This window comes from Sphingobium limneticum (assembly GCF_008710155.1).
In the GTDB taxonomy this organism is placed as follows: Bacteria; Pseudomonadota; Alphaproteobacteria; order Sphingomonadales; family Sphingomonadaceae; genus Sphingobium; species Sphingobium limneticum.
Map to the genome: position 1 here is coordinate 1 of NZ_VYPZ01000103.1, position 668 is coordinate 668.

Here is a 668-nt window from a genome sequence, read left to right on the forward strand (position 1 = left end):
CTATATGATCGTGGTGTCGGACGCAGGCCTTTCCACCCCTGATAAAGACGCTCGGATCGCCGAGCTTGAAGCTGCATTGGCAGCTGCCCACGCCGATATTTCCGCCCGCGACATCCTGATCGATACGCTGCGCGTGCAGATTGCGCGCCTCAAGCGGATGCAGTTCGGCAAGTCGTCCGAGAAGCTCGATACCCAGATCGCTCAGCTTGAGCTGGCGCTCGAAGAACTCGAAGGCGAGGCCATCGTCGCCGCCGCGCGTCGAGGCGATCCAGTAGCCGTCGATCGGCCATCACCGGTTCGGACGCTGCCAGCTCATCTGCCGCGCGAGGAGCAGCGGATCGAGCCCGAGCAGGGTGACTGCACCTGTCCCGACTGCGGCGGCGCGCTGCGGCCGCTGGGGCAGGATAGCGACGAGATGCTCGATGCCGTGCCGGTGCAGTGGCGCGTCGTTCGGACCATCCGCCCCAAATATAGCTGCCGGGCCTGCGAGAAGATCGTGCAGGCGCCCGCGCCGGTGAAGGCGATAGCGCGGGGCAAGGCGACCTTCGGCACCCTGGCCCACGTCGTCGTCTCCAAGTTCGACCATCACCTTCCGTTATACCGCCAGGCCGAGATCATGGCCGCGCAGGGCATCGAGATCGACCGCTCGACGCTGGCAGGCTGGGTCG

Annotated in this window: 1 protein-coding gene; it reads left to right on the plus strand. The window is 65.9% G+C overall.

Annotation, left to right across the window (positions count from 1 at the left end):
- Window positions 1-4 precede the first annotated feature (4 nt).
- Window positions 5-668: IS66 family transposase zinc-finger binding domain-containing protein (locus tag F4U94_RS24190; protein ID WP_150412360.1), on the plus strand; the 664-nt coding region annotated here is incomplete at its 3' end.